Source organism: Bacillus cereus group sp. Sample62, from assembly GCF_036851315.1.
Classification (GTDB): Bacteria; Bacillota; Bacilli; order Bacillales; family Bacillaceae_G; genus Bacillus_A; species Bacillus_A wiedmannii.
This window is the reverse complement of the sequence record NZ_JAFLPK010000001.1, coordinates 4322497-4341203: the sequence shown is the minus strand read 5'-3', so window position 1 is coordinate 4341203 and position 18707 is coordinate 4322497. Positions and strand designations below refer to the sequence as shown.

Genomic DNA, 18707 nt, shown 5'->3' with positions numbered 1-18707 from the left:
CTCTTCATGTTGAAGAGGCAATATTTATAACTTTATTTTTCTGTTTATTCTGTTTATTTTAAGAGCGAAAAGGAGAGAGAATAATGAAGAGGATTTCTTATATTGAAGATTTTGAGCAATGGGAAAGTGGTTTTTCATTTTACAATCCTGTAAAAGTTCGTTTTGGTGAAGTAGATATGTTTGGGCATGTAAATAATGTCATTGCCTTCACCTATTTTGAAGAAGCGCGTATCGCATTGTTTAAAGAACTTGGATTTATGCAAGAATGGACGCATGAATCTTCAGAAACGATGATCGTTGTTGCAGATTTACAATGCAATTTTATTAAGCAAATATATTTTGATGAACAGTTGAAGGTATATGTAAAAGCGGGATCGGTTGGGAATTCTTCTTTAGATTTGCATTACATGGTGAAGAATGCAGAAGGAGAAGTTTGTTTAGTCGGTCGTGGAATGATGGTTCAAGCATCGAAAAAAACGGGAAGAGGCGAACCATGGCCTGAAGAGTGGAAGAAAAAATTACTATAATGATAGATTGAAATAAAAATAAGAGAGCAATTTGCTCTCTTATTTTTTGTCTTTCATTGCTTCTTCTAATGTTAAATGATGTTTATATATGTATGTAGCGTATGGATTACCAACGTAGCGCAAATGCCACGGTTCATATGAATATTCTGTGGTTTCTGTTTTATCTTCTAAATAACGAATGACAAAGCCAAATTCATGGGCATGTTTTGCAACCCATTTTCCTTCGGCTGTCTCTCCAAAAATAGGTTCTAATTGGAATTTAGCAGATTTTGAACTAATATCCATTGCTAAACCAGTTTGATGTTCACTCGTACCAGGAATGGCACTTACTGAATCAGCTTCAGCTTTTCCTTGACGTCTAACGTATGTATCATGTAATGATTTCTGGCGTTTGTATGAACGATAACCAGATACAGCTGTAAGTTCCAGTCCTTCTTTCTTTGCTGCTTCAAACATATTTTCAAGCGCATCTGCAGCATCTTTACGCAGCAATGTCTTTTCTTTATCTTTTGGACTAGTAAATGGTACGTTTGGTCTTGTTAAGTCTTCAGGTATGTATCCGTCTGGTAGTTTTCGATGTTTATTAACTAAGACAAGGTTAGACTCTGGATTTGTTACAACGGAAAAATCATTCTCTAGCTTCTTTGCAGTATGATCAGCTTTTGGAAAAGCAGGAATCTCTTCTTTTTGGTGATTACTATGCTGTTGACTTTCGACAGCTTTCGCCTCATTTTGTAGTGGTGATTTAGAACTAAAGTAAGCGAAAGAAGTGATACCGATTACAATAGTAGTGGCAGAAATAATGATTATCTTTTTCATGATACCTTGTAATCACATTCCTTTCTTAATAAAATATGTATCGTTTTTTATTATAAGTCTAGTTTACTGAAAAAGAAATATAAGAGTCGTAACGTAATAGAAATGCAAAGAAAATGTCAGAAAATGTGTGAAATTGTAGTATTTTTTCATTTAATTCATTTCTTATCTTTCATGAAATGAATTTTTTATGTAATATATATACATAAGAAGATGTAGCGATTATCGAGAATAAAGAACTTCTTGTATAGACTAGGAGTGAATGGGAATGGATTTTGCAACAATTATTGGACTTATTTTAGGATTTGTAGCGGTAGTAGTAGGGATGGTCGTCAAGGGCGCTGACGTAAATTCCTTATTGAATCCTGCCGCAGCATTAATTATTTTTATCGGTACATTTGCTGCAGTATGTATAGCATTTCCGATGAATCAACTAAAAAGGGTTCCAAAATTATTTAAAGTTCTTTTTGGTTCAAATAAAAAGGATTTAAGTTATGAACAGTTGCTAGAATTATTTGTTCATTGGACATCAGAGAGTAGAAAATATGGTATTTTGTCTTTAGAGCAACAATTAGACAAAATTCAAGATGAATTTCTTTTGCGTGGTATGAAATTTGTGATTGATGGCGTATCCGCAGAAGATTTAGAGCAGATTTTAGAAGCTGAATTAGAAGCAATTGAAGAAAGGCATGCAAAAGGAGCAGCAATTTTTTCTCAAGCTGGTACGTATGCACCGACATTAGGGGTTTTAGGTGCTGTTATTGGTCTTGTAGCTGCACTTGGCAATTTAACTGATATTGAAAAGTTAGGTCATGCTATTTCGGGTGCGTTTATTGCAACGATTTTTGGTATTTTTTCAGGCTATGTATTATGGCATCCATTTGCAAATAAATTAAAGCAAAAATCTGCAGCTGAATTAGAGAAAAAACGTTTAATTATTGATTGTTTATTAATGCTACAAGAGGGTACATATCCGTTTATTATGAAGAACCGCATTTTAGGTGCACTTTCTGCAACTGAGCGTAAAAAGCTAGAAAAAGGAGCAGAAAAAAATGCGGAGTAAAAAAAATCGAAGAGGCAAAAAGAAAAAACACGAAGAACATATCGATGAAACTTGGTTAATCCCTTATTCTGATATGTTAACGTTGTTATTTGCATTGTTTATCGTTTTATTCGCAATGAGTAGTATAGATGCTGCGAAGTTCAAACAGATGGCAGTAGCGTTTAGAAGTGAACTAGCAGGTGGAACAGGAAATAAAGAATTTTTGAGTGATCAGAAGCCGAATGAAGAGACAGAGTTATCAGCAAGCAGCCTTGAGGCAGAACAAGCAAAAAAACAAGAAGAAGCTAGAGCGAAAGAAAAAAAAGAGATGGATGAATTGAAAGCATTACAAAAAAAGATTGATCAATATATTAATGAAAAACAATTATCCTCTTCTTTTCAAACTAAATTAACTGAAAAGGGATTAATGGTGACAATATTAGAGAATATACTGTTTGATTCGGGGAAAGCAGATGTGAAGTTAGAATCACTAGGGATTGCAAAAGAGATGTCTAGCTTACTTGTTTCAGCGTCACCTCGTGAGATTACAGTATCTGGTCATACGGATAATGTTCCTATTGCCAATGCGCAGTTTGCATCGAACTGGGAATTAAGTACGCAGCGTGCAGTTAATTTTATGCAAGTATTACTCCAAAATAAAGAATTACAACCAGAAAAATTTAGTGCGATTGGTTACGGAGAATACCGTTCAATTGCTCCAAACGATACACAAGAAGGAAAGGCAAAGAATAGGCGTGTGGAAGTGTTTATCTTGCCTTTAACAGAGAAGGTAAAATAAAGAGGATGGCGAATGCCATCCTCTTTATTTTGCATCAAATGATTTTAAGTTGTCGCGACGGATTTTATCTTTTTCTGCATCTGACTTTTTGAAATCATAATCATATAAAGCGCCTTCCCAATCACCGTACATTGGATTAGGGAAAATAATAAATTTCTCACCAAATTGTGCTTTTGAATCTGCAACTGTTTGATTGCGATCTTTTACAGATTTCCCATCAAAACCAGTGAAATCAGATAAGTTATCACCGAAGAATAAGACAATATCATGTGTTTGTGAAACGAGTTCACGGCGCTTTTCTTTTCCTTTTTCTTTCGGATCTTGTAGTAATATATGTTCTTTCGTTGCTTGAGGAGCACCTACACGCTCAAGATTTTTAATGGTTGCATCTAGTTGGTTCGTTTTACGATTTGAGATGTAGTAAATATCTACACCTTTAGACTCTGTATATTTTAAGAAATCAATTGCGCCTGGAAGGGCTTCAGCTTCAGCCTTATTAATCCAATCATCCCATTTATACGGATAGCCTTTTCCTGTTTTTACGCTCATTGCTTGATGAGGACTGTTGTCTAAAACAGTTTCATCTAAATCAAGTACGATAGCAGGTTTTTTTTCTGTCCCTTTTGCAAGAGCTGCATCAAGCTTCAATTGACCGATATTATACCCTTGGTAGTAAAGTGCTTTCGTTTCACCAGCTGTTTGATACCATAAATCAGCCATTAATTGCTGTTCTGTTAATTTTACTTTCTCTTCTTTCGCCACAGTTTTCTCTGTTGTTCCTGAACATGCTACAAGCGATGTAGATAGAACCGCTACAGATAATAAAGTGGTAATACCCCTCTTCATCTTCATATGTATCCTCCTTGATGTTAGAAAATCATCTTATATTATATATTAAAATATAAAAATTTTTTTATGAACATTTGCATATTGTCTTTTGTATATATAGTAGTATGTCCTATATTAGAAAGATGAGAAAAATGATGGAAATCATTTTGACAACTTTTATTGTCGGAATGACAATTATAATTGACAAATGGAAAGATGTTATTTACAATTTTAACTAAATAGAACAAATGATGGATTAAGGAGATGTTACATATTAAGAGGATGAAGTGTAGTGCTATATTTTATCCTGAATAAACATAGTCTTTGAAAGAGAGTATGAATGATATTAAAGGGGAGGCTTTATACTTTGAGTTTACAAATTCAAAACTTAACGAAACAATTTGGGGAATCAAAAGCAGTTAACGGTTTGCAAATTTCGTTACCAAAAGGTGAAGTGCTAGGATTACTTGGACGAAATGGTGCAGGGAAAACAACGACAATCAAAATGCTTCTCGGGTTATTAACGCCTAATGAAGGCTCTATTACATGGGATGGAAAATCATTTGGGACTAGTGGGGTAACGATTGGGTATTTACCAGAAGAAAGAGGTTTATATACAAAAAGTAGAGTAATAGACCAGTTGCGATATTTTGGTAGATTAGAAGGAATGTCGAAAAAAGAAGTAGATCTTGCTATTGATCACTGGTTAGAGCGATTAGCGATACCGGAATATAAATTTAAAACGGCAGGAGAGCTTTCAAAAGGAAATCAGCAAAAAATCCAATTAATTGCTGCCCTTCTTCATAATCCTGAACTTCTCATTTTAGATGAACCATTTAGCGGACTTGATCCAGTTAATGCTGGGATGTTAGCTAGCATTATTGAAGAACAAGTACAGAACGGAAAGACAATTATTTTATCTAGTCATCGTATGGAACAAGTAGAGGCTTTTTGCCAACATGTATGTATTTTGAAAAAAGGCGAAGCAGTCGTAAAAGGCCAGCTAAGTGATATTAAAAAAGAGTACGGTTTCCGTAACTTAACGATTGAAGATACAGAAGAGAATGCGAAGGGATTAGAAGCTATTCATGTATCGTATGAAAAACAACAAGGCCTTCTTTATGTGCAAGTACAAGATGATGCAGAAGCTCTAAAGATTTTACAACAGTTGCAAGAACAAGGCGTTACCTTACGACAATTCAAAATGTTAGAGCCGACGTTAAACGAAATCTTTGTAGAGAGGGCGAAATAACGATGCGTAAATTTTCTCACGTATTTTCTTTTTATTTTAGGGAAGCATTTTTATCTAAAAAATCATTAATTACAAGTGCGATTTTATTTTTAGTTGTGTTTGGACTTTTCGCATTTAATCATTTTACTGCTGATAACGATAAAGGAAAAGATAAAATTGCCGTAGTAACGGAAAGCGATACTTATAAAGTGCAAGAAAGTGATGTAACAAAGTTACTTCCGTCTGCTAAAGTAACTGTAGAAAATAAGGATAAGTTTAATGAGTTACGTAAGCAAGTAGAAGATGGTGATTTAGACGGTCTATTCCGTATTACAGAAAAGAATGGTATTCCGGAAGTGACGTATATGTATAGTGGTTTTCCGAGTCAATCAACTGCTACACTTATGGCGAGTTATTTAAAAGAACAATATACAGCGGTAATGATTGAAAAGAATAATGTATCTGCAGAAGTAGCAAAGCAGTTACAGATGGAAATTCCGTTAAGACAAGAGGCAGTAAAGGATCATGCATCTTCCTTTGGCATTGGCTATGTTTTCTCGTTTGCCTTATATATGTTTATTATTGTGTTTGGAACTACAATTGGGACGACGATAGCATCTGAAAAGTCGTCTCGTGTTATGGAGTTAATGCTTCCGAAAGTAAAACCATTAACAATGCTACATGCTAAAATTTTAGCAATTGTTTCTAGTGCTTTACTATTACTTATTACTGCTTTCCTCGGTTTTCTTGTACCATATTTATTAGGTTGGGTAGACCTAGAAAATGCATCTTTAGTGGGACTTGCACTAGACTTTTCTAAGTTGGATGCTGTAGTAATTAGTATGTTCGTTGTATATTTTGTTACGGGCTACTTACTATATGCAATGTTATATGCAGCGGTTGGTGCTGTTGTATCAAAAATTGAGGATGTGCAATCTCTTTCGTTCCCAATTACAATGTTAGGTATAGCAGCATTTTTCATTAGTATTAAATCACTATTTGATCCTAATAGTACATTAGCTGTAGTTAGTTCATATATTCCATTCTTTACACCTATGGTTACATTTTCAAGACTTGTAGCTGGTGAAGCTGGGGCTGTAGAAATTGGTGTGACGTTAGTAATTTTATTGGTGACTATCGTTATCATCAATATGCTTGCAAGCCGCATTTACGTAAACGGCGTAATGAATTACTCAGATAAAGTGAAATTTAAAGATTTAGCGAAATTTATAAAGCGTCAATAATGAGAGAAAAGCATGATTTCCTATTGAAATCATGCTTTTCCTTTATGTATAAATTAAAAATAGTATATAATAATAAGAGTCGTCTTTTAATAGAATGAATACAAAGGAGGGTGTGCAGATGGGGATTAGTAGTCGTTTTACAGTAGGTGTTCATATGTTAACGTTACTTGCGATAGATCGAAACTCTCGCTGTACCTCTGAATGGATTGCTGGTAGTGTGAATACAAATCCAGTTGTGATTCGTCGCATTACAGGAATGTTGAAGAGAGCAGGACTTGTTGATGTACAAGCTGGTAAAGGTGGTACGACACTTGCTCGTGATTTAGAAGAAATTACATTACTTGATGTATATAAAGCAGTGGAAGTTGTAGAAGAAGGACAACTATTTTCCTTCCATGAAAATCCCAACATTGAATGTCCAGTAGGAGCTAATATTCAATCAGTATTAGAAATTATTTTAATGCAAGCGCAAGAAGCGATGGAAAACGTACTTGCAAATGTAACGGTAGATCAATTAGTTACAAACTTAAAGTCTAAAATGAAAGAGTAAAAAAGCGAGCAACCTCATAATGAGGGCTCGCCTTTTTTTATTCAGAAATATTGAAAATTCTATTTTTCAGTATTTAAAATGAATTTACCAACAATAGCTGCTACGATACCACCAAGAATTGGTGCAACGATGAATACCCATAGTTGAGAAAGTGCTTCTCCGCCAGCGAATAAAGCTGGTGCGATACTACGAGCTGGGTTAACAGAAGTTCCAGTTAACGGAATACCTAATAAGTGAACTAAAACTAATGTGAAACCAATTACTAATCCTGCTAGAGAAGAACTTCCTTTTTTACCTGTTACAGCAACGATAACTAAAATGAATACGAAAGTTAAAATAAATTCAACTAGAAATGCTCCAGATAAACCAAGAGTTCCAAAACCATTTTGTCCTAAATTATCTAAAGGTGTTTTAGCAGAGCGTAAAATCGTTACTAACGTTGCAGTTCCTAATAAACCACCTAAAATTTGAGCTAATACATAATAACAAAGTTCCATAGCGTTCATTCTTTTGTTGATGAACATAGCTACTGATACTGCTGGGTTAATGTGACATCCAGAAATTGTTCCGATGCTATATGCCATAGCCACAATAGATAGACCGAAAGCCATAGCGATTCCTAATGTTCCAATTCCTTCAATTCCGCCGCCAATGACAGCTACTCCAGTTCCGAATAATACAAGTACAAATGTACCAATAAATTCAGCGATTGCTTTTTTTAACATAATTTACCTCCTAATATTGCGCATGAAACGTATTATAACATAGGTTTTAGTATAAACAGCTAATGAAATACTATTCTGATAAGGCGAAATAGGGGGACAATAAAAAAAAGAGTATAGTTCTTTGTTAGAGAACTATACTCTTTTTTATGCAGTTTTTTTCTGCTTAACGACTGGAGCAGAACGGTTTAACACGCTATTAGCAACCATTCCTAACATAATAATAATCATTCCAAGTAGGGAAAGACCACCAGGAAATGAACCATTCAAGAAAACAATTTCGCCAAGCACTGTAAAGACCATCGTTCCAGCTTGCGTTGCTTCAACAGCTCCAAGTAGAGCGAGGTTATCTTTGGCTAAGTCGGTAGCAAAGAAAAATGTCATCGTTGCAATTACGCCAGAACATAATGCTAATAAAAATCCTTGCAACATTTGGCTGGATGTTGGAATACCAGTAGTAGAAAATCCGTATATACCAAGTAAAATTGTTATAGGTAGACTTCCTATTGCCATTCCTAATACACGTTGGAACGTATCAAGACGTCCGCCAACAAGTTCCATCATTTTTCGGTTGCCGAATGGATATAAGAAGGCTGCTACTACGACAGGTAAAAAACCTGAAATGAACTGAGTCATTGTTATATGACCTGCTGCAGTCGCTTGCATACAAATTACACCAAGTAAAATAAATAATGCGACATATAAACTACGAAGTGGAATTTTTCCGCGTACAAGTTTTGTGCCTGATTTCGTTTCTATTTTAACGAAGAATAATGGTGATAAAAGTAAACCTGCTAATATAGTAACTTGCCAAGTTCCGGCAACGAGCCAAGCTGGAGAAAAGACAGCTGCGAAACTTAATAAAGAATAGAAACCAATACCAGCAACGGAACCCCATCCGATCCACGCTAATGGATGTTTCTTTAATTCTTCCCATAAACCCCTTAAGTTTTTGCGAAATAAAACGATAAGGAATAAAATAGGGAGAGCAAATAAAAAACGGAAGGAAGCTGTCCAGGCCCAGCTCGTTCCAGATACATTCATCGCTCGATTAATAATAAAGGTTGCGGAAAAAAAGGCTGATGATAAAAGGCCTAATAAAATTGCGCGCATGAAGTATAGCACTCCTTTCGGAATTTGATGATTATGTATAGTATGATATACTTAAAAACAATAAAAGTAAACTATTTTATACTTTAAGGTGGTTTTATAGATGAAAGAACATGAAGATATGCAAACGAAAGAAGTCATTCAGCAAGTAGGTCAGTTGTTAAGACAAATTCGAAATGAACAAAAACTGAGTTTAGAAGAATTAGCTCAAAAAACAGGGGTTAGTAAATTAACATTAGGAAAGATTGAAAGAGGCGAAACGAATCCGACGTTAGCTGTCATTTGGAAAATAACGAAAGGGTTATCGATTCCTTTATCCAGATTGATGGTTGTTGGAGAACCTGTAGCTGTGGCGCGCTGCGGAGAAGGATTTGCAGTAGATGTAGGACAAGCATGGCATTTAGAAACGATGTTCCGTTATACGAAAGAAACGGGGATGGAAATGCACCGTGCTTGTTTAAGATCGAATAGTATATATGAACCAGAAGCTCATCATGAAGGTGCTATTGAGCTTGTAACAGTAATGAAAGGGAGTGTATCGATTCAAGTAGAAAGCGATGTATACGAATTAAATGAGTTTGACTCTATTCAATTTGAAGCGAATAAAAAACATAGTTATAGAAATGAAGAAGATGAAGTAGCGGTATTACATTTAACGATGAAATATTCTTCATGAAAAAATCCCCTATAGAAAAATCTATAGGGGATTTTTTATACGCTATGCTCAAATATATGAAAGAATGTTATTAGTAAGAGCGTGGCATAAGTAATAAACAAATAAAATAAACTAAAAACCCCGTCCCAAAACATAAAATAGCAATGACCCAAAGTATGCGAATGAGAGTAGAGCTAATATCAAAATATTCCCCTAAACCACCGCATATACCAAATAGCATTTTATCAGTTTCGGATTTACATAATCTTTTTGACATCTTCCGATCCACTCCTTTTTATAGCAAGCTATATACTTCTATTCTATATGGAAATTTATGAGAAGACTATGAGGTTGTATGACATTTTTTTTATAAAATGAACCGTGTATTACAAATTAGATGTGAGGTCATATAAACAATAAATCTAATTTATAGCGCAGTACAATAGTTTGCGATAAAAATAAAAAGGCCTTAGGTAGCAAAATTTAAACTACCAAAAGGGCCTCATATTATTGTTTCATTTTATAGTTGAATTGTTGGTGTATCCAATGTGAAAACATATAACAAATACTTAGTGAAAGAGTAACCGCTATACTAACCCAAATGCTCGTTAAAGGACTGATTAAGAAGTAAGTTACATAACCGATAAGGGTACCAATAATCGAGATGAGCGGTATAATGATGCTAATTTTTTGTTTGCTGAAAATAACGAATAATATTGTGATGATAAGAGATGTATAAAGAATACCAAAGAAAAAAATAATTTCTAAAATAGTATAGTTTGTAGTAATTGTAATGAAAAAAGCTAAAAATCCGATAGTTATAGAAATAAAATGAGCTGTATATAATTTGAAATTTATTTTTGTACGTATCATCGGTATAAAATCTCGAATGAGTTTAGTAAATCCATGCATCCAAGAAATAAAACTAGAAGTTATTGCGCTTAAAGAGCCGATAACGAGTAGATAAAATAAAATGGTAAATTCTATTTTTTTTGGAAGTTGAGCTAGAAGATCGTATAAATGATCTAAGCTCCCACTAAAGATAACTATCATAATTAGAGAAGCGAATGCCAAAGGGATGGTAATCCATATAAATCCTGATAGTAAAAAAGTTGGAATGATTTTTTTAGGATGAATACGGAAAGCTTTATCCCAAGATGCAGGACTTATTAATACTCTTCCTGTTTCGATGAGAATGCCGGCAGTAAGAAAATATATTCCGTTTATATTTTCATAAAATAGCAAATACGGGTGATATAAGCGGATTCCATCGTATACATGGGTAATGCCATCTTGCACAAAAAAATAAATTGGAATAATAATCATGGTAGAAAACATTAATACAGTTTGCATAATAGCCATTTTAGTAAATAGCTTAGTGTTACTTAACATTACGAATATTGTACAAAGGGTAATGAAAAGGAAAGAACCCAATGTATATGGAATATGGAAAAAAACATTAAGTAAAATACTAGCAACTTTCGTTTGAATGAACATACTTTCTATACTTAATAGAGCAAGGAAAGAGCATACAATTATATATCCTTTGTGAGAAAGTTTATAAGATAAGTAATCGTGAATGGATTCTCCTTCAGGGAATGTAGAACGTATTTTTTTTATTAAAATCCCCAATAAAATAAGAGTGAAAGGGCCAATCATCGCATAAAGAATACCAGCGATTAGCCCATAATTGATAATAGATTCAGGTAAAGCGAGTGTCGATATACTTGCGACCCATTTAGATAATAAAAGAACAGTACCAGTTCCGATACCTAATTGTAAAGGTGTGAAAGCTGAGTTGTTTTTCGTCACAATTTATCCCTCGCCTCTATATTCTTTCGGAGTCATTCCGGTCATTTTACGAAAAACAGTACTGAAATAATGCTGACTATTAAAACCAGATCGTTCAGAGATTTGAGAGATACACCAATGTGGGTGTTCCGTTAAATATTTCTGTGACATTTCAATCCGATATTGCATGATATATCCGGAAAATGAAATACCTACTTCTTCATGGAACCGTCGGCTTAAATAAGTCGGATTTGTATGTACTTTAGCTGCGATGTCTGCTAAGTGTAGTTTGTCATGAAAAGTTTCATGGATGATGTCTAATGTATCTTGAATAATACGTGAGTAGGAAGGAGTATTGGAATCTCCTTTGTACTTTTGTAATATGTCGATGAGTTCTTTTTCTATAATTGGCTTTGTTATGTAGTCAATAACTCCTAGACGAATAGATTGTTTTGCATAATCGAAATTTTGATATGCGGTTACGATAATGATGTCGAGGTTAGAGTTATTACTTTTTAATTTTTCACCTAGTTGTAGGCCTGATATACCTGGAAGGTGAATATCTAAAAGTGCTAAATGAATCGAGAATTTTTCATTTATACGTAAAGCTTCATCCGCATCTAAAGCTAGATGCAGTGTCCAATTAGGGAATTGGCGGTGGATGAGGAATTCTAATTGCTCCAGTTCTAACGGTTCGTCATCTACTAATAGCACGTTCATTTTTGTATTACCTCCTCTGTGTTTTTTTCTGTGATGAAAGGCCATGTGATTTCTACTTTCGTGCCGTTCTCTTTTGTAGAGAGGAAAGAGAACGTAGTTTGTTCTTGAAAGAATAACTGAAATCGTTGTTTTATATTTTCAAGTCCATATCCGCTTTCTTCCGTATGGGAAGTAAATGGTTCGTTTTGAGTACCGTTGTCGGATACTAGAAGGGTAATTCGGTTATTTGTATTGTATAGATGAATATTTAAAATTGCTTGACCAGCTTTTTTTTCTAGCCCGTGTTTAAAGGAATTCTCAACTAACGTTTGAATAACGAAAGGTGGAATATAAGCATGGTGTAAATCTTCAGAAGAAGTAATGCTTACTGAAAGTCTCGATCGAAATCGCATTTTTTGAATCTCAATATAATAATTCGTATAGGCTAGTTCCTCAGAAATAGGAATTAATAAATCAGTTGTTTTATATTTTCCTTTTAAAAATAGAGAAAAGATCTCGAGTGATTTGACAACTTCATCTGTTCTCTGTAGACGAGCTAAGCTTAAAATTGTATTTAATGTATTGAATAAAAAATGAGGCTGAATTTGTTGAGTAAGTTGATGATATAAAGACTGTTGTAACTCTCGTTCTAGTGCTATTTTTTTCTTTTCACTTTCTAGTAAGTCGATTCGTTTTTCAAAAATAAATAAACATAATAAAATAATAGCTCCAAAAATTGGAGCTAAGACAAGGATCGTTATTAATACAGCAAATGCTTCATAAGTTAACATACATACCTCAATCTTGTTTTTTATTATTATACTAAAGTGTTGTAAATATTTCTATTATTCAGACTCGGATCAAATGATATGACAGGCTACTTTATGATCTTCACTTATAGATTGAAAAATTGGTTGCTGCGTAGCGCATTTTTCAATGGCATACGGACAACGAGTATGAAAACGACAGCCTGTCGGCGGGTTTAAAGGAGAGGGCAGGTCTCCTTTAAGTTCAATCCGCTCTTTTTTCGTTCCTGCACTGATGGTAGGAATTGCTGAGAGAAGCGCTTTTGTGTAAGGGTGTTGCGGATTGTTAAAAAGAGAATGTTTATCGGCAATCTCCACAATGGTACCAAGGTACATTACAATGATGCGATCTGATATGTGTCGAACGACAGCTAAGTCGTGAGAGATGAATAAATATGTTAACCCATACTGTTGTTGCAACTGCTTTAATAAATTTAAAACTTGTGCTTGCACTGAAACATCTAAAGCGGAGACAGCTTCGTCACAAATGATGAGTTTTGGATTAACAGCTAAAGCACGCGCAATTCCGATTCTTTGCCGTTGACCACCACTAAATTCATGTGGATAGCGCTTCACTGCATCAGGTGGAAGACCAACTTTCCCGAGTAACTCAATAACCTTTGCTTTTCTTTCTCTTTTTGGACATACGTTTTGAATGGCCATAGCTTCTTCTAAAATGCTCCCGACAGTTTGCCGAGGGTTTAAAGAAGCGAAGGGATCTTGAAAAATAACTTGTAAATCTTTTCGAACCTTTCGCATTGCTGAGTTATTTAATTCTAGTAAATCCTTATCTTGAAATATAATTTTTCCACTTGTTGCTTCATCAAGGCGCAATATTGCACGCCCAGTAGTGGATTTTCCACAACCAGATTCACCAACAATACTAACAGTTTCCTTTTCATAAATTGTAAAGCTAATATCGTCAACCGCCTTAATATAGCTAATAGAACGTCCTAGAATCCCTTTTTTTATAGGAAAGTATTGTTTTAAGTTTTGTACTTGTAATAACTCTCGTTTATTTACTTGCGTAGCAGTAGACATTTTATAATACCTCCAATTCTTCTGAAGATGATTTATCCCAAAGGTCAGTAAACATCCAGCATCGAACTTCGCTTCCATCTTGCGTGAGTTGAAGTTCTGGAAGAGTATTGTGACATAATTCTTTTGCATGTGTGCATCTATCAGCAAAGCGACATCCACTCGGCATATGATATGGACTCGGTACGGACCCAGGAATAGTTTGTAATTCTTCTTGGTCTGTATCGAGTCTTGGAAGAGATTGAAGAAGTCCGATTGTATAAGGATGTTTTGGGCTAGTAAATATATGCTCGATATCTGCATATTCGACGATTTTCCCTGCGTACATAACGGCGACTCTATCGCATGTTTCGGACACGACTCCTAAGTCATGGGTGATCATGATAATCCCCATACCGAGTTGTTTTTGAAGTGATTTCATAAGTGATAATATTTGAGCTTGAATTGTTACATCAAGGGCAGTTGTTGGTTCGTCTGCAATGAGTAAATCTGGATTGCAAGCAAGTGCTATTGCAATCATAATGCGTTGTCGCATTCCTCCGCTTAGTTCATGTGGCTCTTGTTTTGCACGCTTTTCAGGAGAAGGAATTCCAACTAGTTTCAACATATCTACGGCTTTATTCCAAGCTTCCTTTTTATTTAATTTTTGATGGATACGAATTGCTTCTGCGATCTGTTCCCCAACAGAATATACTGGATTCAAAGATGTCATTGGTTCTTGGAAAATCATTGAGATTTGATTTCCACGAATTGCGCGCATTTCAGCTTCTTTTTGTTGTAATAAATCTTTTCCTTTAAATAAAATGCTGCCTTCAATTTTACTGCCACTTTCTCGGTCAATTAATCTCATAATGGATAGAGAAGTGATACTCTTCCCACAACCAGATTCACCTACGATACCGAGTGTTTCTCCTTTAGAAACAGAGAAATTTAAACCATCAACCGCTTTGCTTACACCTTCGTCTTTAAAGAAATGTGTTTTTAAATCTTTAACTTGTAATACCTCTTCCTTTTTATTCATGTTTGTGCACCCCCTTAATTAAGCTCAATACGTTTATTGAAATGACGGTATAAAATATCAACAATAAGATTGACTAGAACGAAGATGACCGAGGCGATTAATACGCCCCCTTGTAACATTGGTAAGTCTCTCATTCGGATGGCGTCTACAATCAATCTTCCAAGTCCGTTTATAGCAAAAACTGATTCTACTAAAACTGTACCACCTAAAAGTGCACCAAATTGTAATCCAACAACAGTAATAACGGGAATTAATGCATTCCTCAAAGCATGTTTATATATAACGACTCTTTCTTTTACTCCTTTTGCTCTTGCTGTTCGTATATAATCTTGGCGTATAACATCAAGCATACTTGAGCGAGTCATACGTGCTACAATTGCTGCGCCAGATGCACCTAGTGTAAGTGCTGGTAAAACCATGTGCATCCAAGTTCCCCAACCAGAAACGGGGAATATTTGAATTTGGACAGAGAAGTAGAAAATGAGCATAAGTCCAAACCAAAAGCTTGGTAATGAGACACCTAATAAGGCGATAATCATAATAGAAACATCTGTCCAAGAATATTGCTTTGTAGCAGAGATGATGCCAGCAATCATCCCAATTACAACTGTAATGACGATACTACACAGGGCGAGTTCAATAGTGATTGGAAGGCGGATTAATACTTCGTCTAATACTGGACGGTTAGAACGAATTGAAACCCCGAAATCGCCTTGTAATATATTTCCGATATAAGAGAAATATTGCATGATAAAAGGTTTGTCCAATCCTAATTGGTGACGTATTTGCTGGACAGTTTCTTTTGATGCTCCTTCACCAGCGATAAGGAGAGCTGGGTCACCGGGTACCATTTGCATAATTAAGAAAACAACGAATACAACGCCGAAAAGAACGGGAATTAATTGTAGTATTCTACGAAATATAAACATTAGCATGTATAATGCCCCTTTCTATTTTTTAAGTCTCGGATCTAGTGCATCACGTAATCCGTCACCAAACATGTTTAAACCGATTACGAGTGTAGACATTGCGATTCCGGGAAACATTGCAATATGTGGTGCGGTAAATAAAAAGTCGCGCCCATTACTTAACATGGCACCCCATTCAGGTGAAGGGGGTTGCGCTCCAAGTCCTAAAAATGATAATCCAGCTGCAGATAAAATTGCTGTAGCTAAGCGCAAAGTAGCTTGGACGATAATAGGTGATAAGATGTTAGGAAATATGTGTTTCATAATAATAGTAAAATCATTTGCCCCTAGTGCTCTTATAGCATCGATATACTCTAATTTTTTTACTGTTAATGTAGAAGCTCTAACGATACGAGCGAACATAGGGATTGAGAAAAAGCCAATAGCGATAATTACGTTCACAAGACTTGGTCCTAGTGCGCCTACAATGGCAAGAGCAAGTAAAATGCCAGGGAAAGCTAGCATAATATCAATGATTCGCATAATAATTGTGTCAAACCATCCACCGTAATAACCAGAAATGATACCAAGAATAATGCCGAACAATGCCCCAATAAATACAGAAGAAAATCCAACAAGTAATGAAAGGCGTGTCCCATGTAAAAGGCGACTTAAAATATCTCTACCTTTATCATCTGTTCCCATCCAATGTTCCATAGATGGTGGTTGTAATTTGTTAACTAACTGAATATCAAATGGATTATAGGGTGCTAACAATGGGGCAAATATAGCTATTAAAATATAGAAAAGAACGATAATACCCCCGATAAATGCCATCTTATTTTTTTTCAGTTTTCGATAGCTAATGATCCATTTCGATGTGTTCTTCGTTTGAATCGTTTGTAAAGAAGTATTTTCTTCTTTAGAAAGACGAACTTCCATTTTTCATACCTCCCTTTCTTTATGATTAAATTATCAGAAAATTAAAGCGAGTCAACGAGTTTAAAACAATAAGTAAAGAAAATGCAAATAGAAGTAAAGATGTTTCAAAAAAATTCAGAAAATTCAATTAGTAAAGAAAATGCAAATAGAAGTAAAGATGTTTAAAAACTTTTTCCGCAAAGTTATTTATAATTACAAATACATAGACGAAATTGAAAAAAGAGAGGGTGGTGGAATGATCTATTATTAGAAAGTAGGGGGATAGAAAGCTAGGTTTAAGGATTCACTTTAGGATGTAGAGATAAAAGAAAGTGGAGGGGGAAGGGCGATGAGATTCAAAAGGGGACTTGTGATTTGTTTTATCACAATTTTATGTCTTTCAGTTTTTCTAGCGGGATGTTCATCTAACACGAAGACAGGAAATGAAGGGTCAGGAAGCAAAGGGACAAAAGAAGGCGGCGTTTTAACAATTGCTAGACTGTCAGATGCTGATAATTTAGATCCGCATTTTATTACAAACATCCCTTCCGCAAGTGTTGTGTACCATAAAGTGTATGAAAATCTTGTACAACGAGATAAAAACATGGACTTTAAGCCGATGTTAGCAAAGGAATGGAAACAAATTGATGATTTAAATTGGGAATTTAAGTTGCAACAAGGAGTGACATTCCAAGATGGTGCACCATTTAATGCTGAGGCAGTAAAGAAAAACTTTGAACGTGTATTAGACCCGAAAGTAGGTTCAAATCGAGCAACTGTTTATTCCATGATTCAAGAAATAAAAGTAATTGATGAATACACAGTACAGTTCGTATTGAAATACCCGTACTCACCTCTTTTATCTATTTTCGCAAGTAATGAAGGAAGTATTTTAAGTCCGAAAGCAATTGATGAAAAAGGGAAAGGCTTAGCGCAGCATCCAGTTGGGACAGGTCCATATACTTTTAAGTCATGGAAACCAGGTGAAGAAATTCGACTTGAAAAGAATAAAAATTATTGGGGCGAAAAATCAAAGGTTGATGAAGTTGTATTCAAAGTAGTACCAGAAGATGCAACACGTATTGGAATGATTGAAACTAGTGAAGCTCACATTGCAGAGAATTTACCTGTAACTGAAGTAGAGCGTGTGAAAAATTCACCATCCATGGAGTTAATTGAAAATGAAGGTTTAGGTGTAGAATATATTGGCTTTAATGTACAGAAAAAGCCATTTGATAACCCGCTCGTTCGTCAAGCGATTGCACATGCGATTGAAACGAAAGGGATTTTAAAAGGGGTATATAACAATGTTGGGACTGAAATAAACTCCGTAATGACTCCTAAAGTATTCGGTTATACGAAAGACGTAAAAGGATATAAGTATGACATTAATACTGCGAAAAAATTATTAGCAGATGCTGGTTATCCAAATGGATTTAAAACAACAATTTGGACGAATGACAGCAAAGTTAGAATGGCGTTAGTGGAAGTAATTCAATCTCAATTAAAAGGGATTGGCGTTGATGTAGAAATTAAAGTTATGGAATATGGTGCGTTTTTAGCTGCAACGAATAAATCAGAACATGCGATGTTTGTTGGAGGTTGGGGAAACGCAACAGGTGATGGTGACTACAATCAATATAATTTATTCCATTCTAGTTCACATGGAGCAACTGGTAACCAATTTTTCTATAGTAATCCGGCAGTAGATAAATTAATAGAAGAGGCTAGAAAAGAAAAAGATGAGACGAAGAGAAAAGAATTGTATAAACAGTTACAAGAAATTGAATTAAAAGATGCTTTATTAGTACCAATTCGAGGGATTAATCATATTGCCGCAACTACGAAAAATATAAAAGGATTTTGGATTGATCCATCTGGGTATTTGCGACTGGAAGGTGTAGAACTACAGTAAAATAGGAAATTCTATCAGTGCAAAACATTATTTTACACTGATAGAAATTTTTATCTATTTTTGTTTCATTTGTAAAGTAGAAAA

Annotated in this window: 20 protein-coding genes; 8 read left to right on the top strand and 12 right to left on the bottom strand. The window is 35.0% G+C overall.

All coding sequences use genetic code 11. The annotated features are described in order from the left end of the window. Positions 1 to 83 precede the first annotated feature (83 nt). Positions 84 to 527 (top strand): acyl-CoA thioesterase, encoded by a 444-nt coding sequence (locus tag J0835_RS22130; RefSeq protein WP_087982234.1) that lies wholly within the window; start codon positions 84 to 86, stop codon positions 525 to 527. A gap of 39 nt (positions 528 to 566) precedes the next feature. Here J0835_RS22130 and J0835_RS22125 read toward each other — a convergent pair whose 3' ends face one another. Beyond that, positions 567 to 1346 carry a M15 family metallopeptidase gene (locus J0835_RS22125; RefSeq protein ID WP_048541274.1) on the bottom strand — a complete coding sequence of 260 codons (780 nt, stop codon included), beginning with the start codon at positions 1344 to 1346 and terminating at the stop codon, positions 567 to 569. Positions 1347 to 1611: 265 nt separating this feature from the next. Here J0835_RS22125 and motA point away from each other — a divergent pair, with 265 nt between their 5' ends. Then, positions 1612 to 2406 carry a flagellar motor stator protein MotA gene (gene motA / locus J0835_RS22120; protein WP_000344855.1) on the top strand — a complete coding sequence of 265 codons (795 nt, stop codon included), beginning with the start codon at positions 1612 to 1614 and terminating at the stop codon, positions 2404 to 2406. Then, complete coding sequence (motB, locus tag J0835_RS22115; protein WP_087982232.1) at positions 2396 to 3184, top strand: flagellar motor protein MotB; 789 nt, start codon at positions 2396 to 2398, stop codon at positions 3182 to 3184. The genes motA and motB overlap by 11 nt, the downstream gene beginning before the upstream one ends. Positions 3185 to 3208: 24 nt before the next feature. Here the strand turns inward: motB and J0835_RS22110 are convergent, their stop codons facing one another. Further along, positions 3209 to 4036: a 5'-nucleotidase, lipoprotein e(P4) family gene (locus J0835_RS22110; RefSeq protein ID WP_087982230.1), complete on the bottom strand. Its 828-nt coding sequence runs from the start codon at positions 4034 to 4036 to the stop codon at positions 3209 to 3211. 343 nt (positions 4037 to 4379) lie between these two features. Between J0835_RS22110 and J0835_RS22105 the strand changes: the two genes are divergently transcribed. The 3 genes from J0835_RS22105 to J0835_RS22095 all read left to right on the top strand — a co-directional run bounded on the left by J0835_RS22105 (position 4380) and on the right by J0835_RS22095 (position 7037). Beyond that, entirely contained in the window at positions 4380 to 5264 is an 885-nt protein-coding gene (locus J0835_RS22105; RefSeq protein WP_140386894.1) for an ABC transporter ATP-binding protein, read from the top strand. Positions 5265 to 5266: 2 nt separating this feature from the next. Beyond that, the gene (locus J0835_RS22100) at positions 5267 to 6487 is read left to right on the top strand and encodes an ABC transporter permease (protein ID WP_087982226.1); all 1221 of its coding nucleotides are present in this window, start codon (positions 5267 to 5269) and stop codon (positions 6485 to 6487) included. Positions 6488 to 6605: 118 nt separating this feature from the next. Next, positions 6606 to 7037 (top strand): Rrf2 family transcriptional regulator, encoded by a 432-nt coding sequence (locus J0835_RS22095; RefSeq protein WP_000512998.1) that lies wholly within the window; start codon positions 6606 to 6608, stop codon positions 7035 to 7037. 59 nt (positions 7038 to 7096) lie between these two features. Here the strand turns inward: J0835_RS22095 and J0835_RS22090 are convergent, their stop codons facing one another. Both J0835_RS22090 and J0835_RS22085 read right to left on the bottom strand, forming a co-directional pair. After that, entirely contained in the window at positions 7097 to 7762 is a 666-nt protein-coding gene (locus J0835_RS22090) for an MIP/aquaporin family protein (RefSeq protein WP_000913204.1), read from the bottom strand. A gap of 144 nt (positions 7763 to 7906) precedes the next feature. Further along, positions 7907 to 8872, bottom strand: coding sequence for a DMT family transporter (locus tag J0835_RS22085; RefSeq protein WP_087982224.1), 966 nt, complete (start codon positions 8870 to 8872; stop codon positions 7907 to 7909). Between the two features lie 100 nt (positions 8873 to 8972). Between J0835_RS22085 and J0835_RS22080 the strand changes: the two genes are divergently transcribed. Then, on the top strand, positions 8973 to 9545 hold the full coding sequence (locus J0835_RS22080) for a helix-turn-helix domain-containing protein (RefSeq protein ID WP_087982221.1): 573 nt from the start codon (positions 8973 to 8975) through the stop codon (positions 9543 to 9545). Positions 9546 to 9615: 70 nt separating this feature from the next. Here the strand turns inward: J0835_RS22080 and J0835_RS22075 are convergent, their stop codons facing one another. The 8 genes from J0835_RS22075 to nikC all read right to left on the bottom strand — a co-directional run bounded on the left by J0835_RS22075 (position 9616) and on the right by nikC (position 16729). Continuing rightward, positions 9616 to 9801 carry a PspC domain-containing protein gene (locus J0835_RS22075; protein ID WP_000044335.1) on the bottom strand — a complete coding sequence of 62 codons (186 nt, stop codon included), beginning with the start codon at positions 9799 to 9801 and terminating at the stop codon, positions 9616 to 9618. 230 nt (positions 9802 to 10031) lie between these two features. Beyond that, positions 10032 to 11336 carry a sodium:solute symporter gene (locus tag J0835_RS22070; RefSeq protein WP_087982219.1) on the bottom strand — a complete coding sequence of 435 codons (1305 nt, stop codon included), beginning with the start codon at positions 11334 to 11336 and terminating at the stop codon, positions 10032 to 10034. A 3-nt stretch (positions 11337 to 11339) separates the two neighbouring features. Continuing rightward, positions 11340 to 12035 carry a response regulator transcription factor gene (locus J0835_RS22065; protein WP_087982217.1) on the bottom strand — a complete coding sequence of 232 codons (696 nt, stop codon included), beginning with the start codon at positions 12033 to 12035 and terminating at the stop codon, positions 11340 to 11342. Continuing rightward, the gene (locus tag J0835_RS22060; RefSeq protein ID WP_087982215.1) at positions 12032 to 12805 is read right to left on the bottom strand and encodes a sensor histidine kinase; all 774 of its coding nucleotides are present in this window, start codon (positions 12803 to 12805) and stop codon (positions 12032 to 12034) included. Before J0835_RS22060 ends, J0835_RS22065 begins: the two co-directional genes overlap by 4 nt. A gap of 69 nt (positions 12806 to 12874) precedes the next feature. Continuing rightward, positions 12875 to 13861: an ABC transporter ATP-binding protein gene (locus tag J0835_RS22055; protein WP_087982213.1), complete on the bottom strand. Its 987-nt coding sequence runs from the start codon at positions 13859 to 13861 to the stop codon at positions 12875 to 12877. Between the two features lies 1 nt (position 13862). Then, on the bottom strand, positions 13863 to 14879 hold the full coding sequence (locus J0835_RS22050) for an ABC transporter ATP-binding protein (RefSeq protein WP_087982211.1): 1017 nt from the start codon (positions 14877 to 14879) through the stop codon (positions 13863 to 13865). Positions 14880 to 14893: 14 nt separating this feature from the next. Then, a complete protein-coding gene (gene nikB / locus J0835_RS22045) occupies positions 14894 to 15814 on the bottom strand; it encodes a nickel ABC transporter permease (protein ID WP_000928489.1) in 921 nt (306 codons plus the stop codon). A 15-nt stretch (positions 15815 to 15829) separates the two neighbouring features. Then, positions 15830 to 16729, bottom strand: a complete 900-nt coding sequence (gene nikC, locus J0835_RS22040) for a nickel transporter permease (RefSeq protein WP_000453816.1) — start codon at positions 16727 to 16729, stop codon at positions 15830 to 15832. Positions 16730 to 17057: 328 nt separating this feature from the next. Between nikC and J0835_RS22035 the strand changes: the two genes are divergently transcribed. After that, positions 17058 to 18623, top strand: a complete 1566-nt coding sequence (locus J0835_RS22035; protein WP_087982209.1) for a glutathione ABC transporter substrate-binding protein — start codon at positions 17058 to 17060, stop codon at positions 18621 to 18623. Positions 18624 to 18707: the final 84 nt, after the last annotated feature.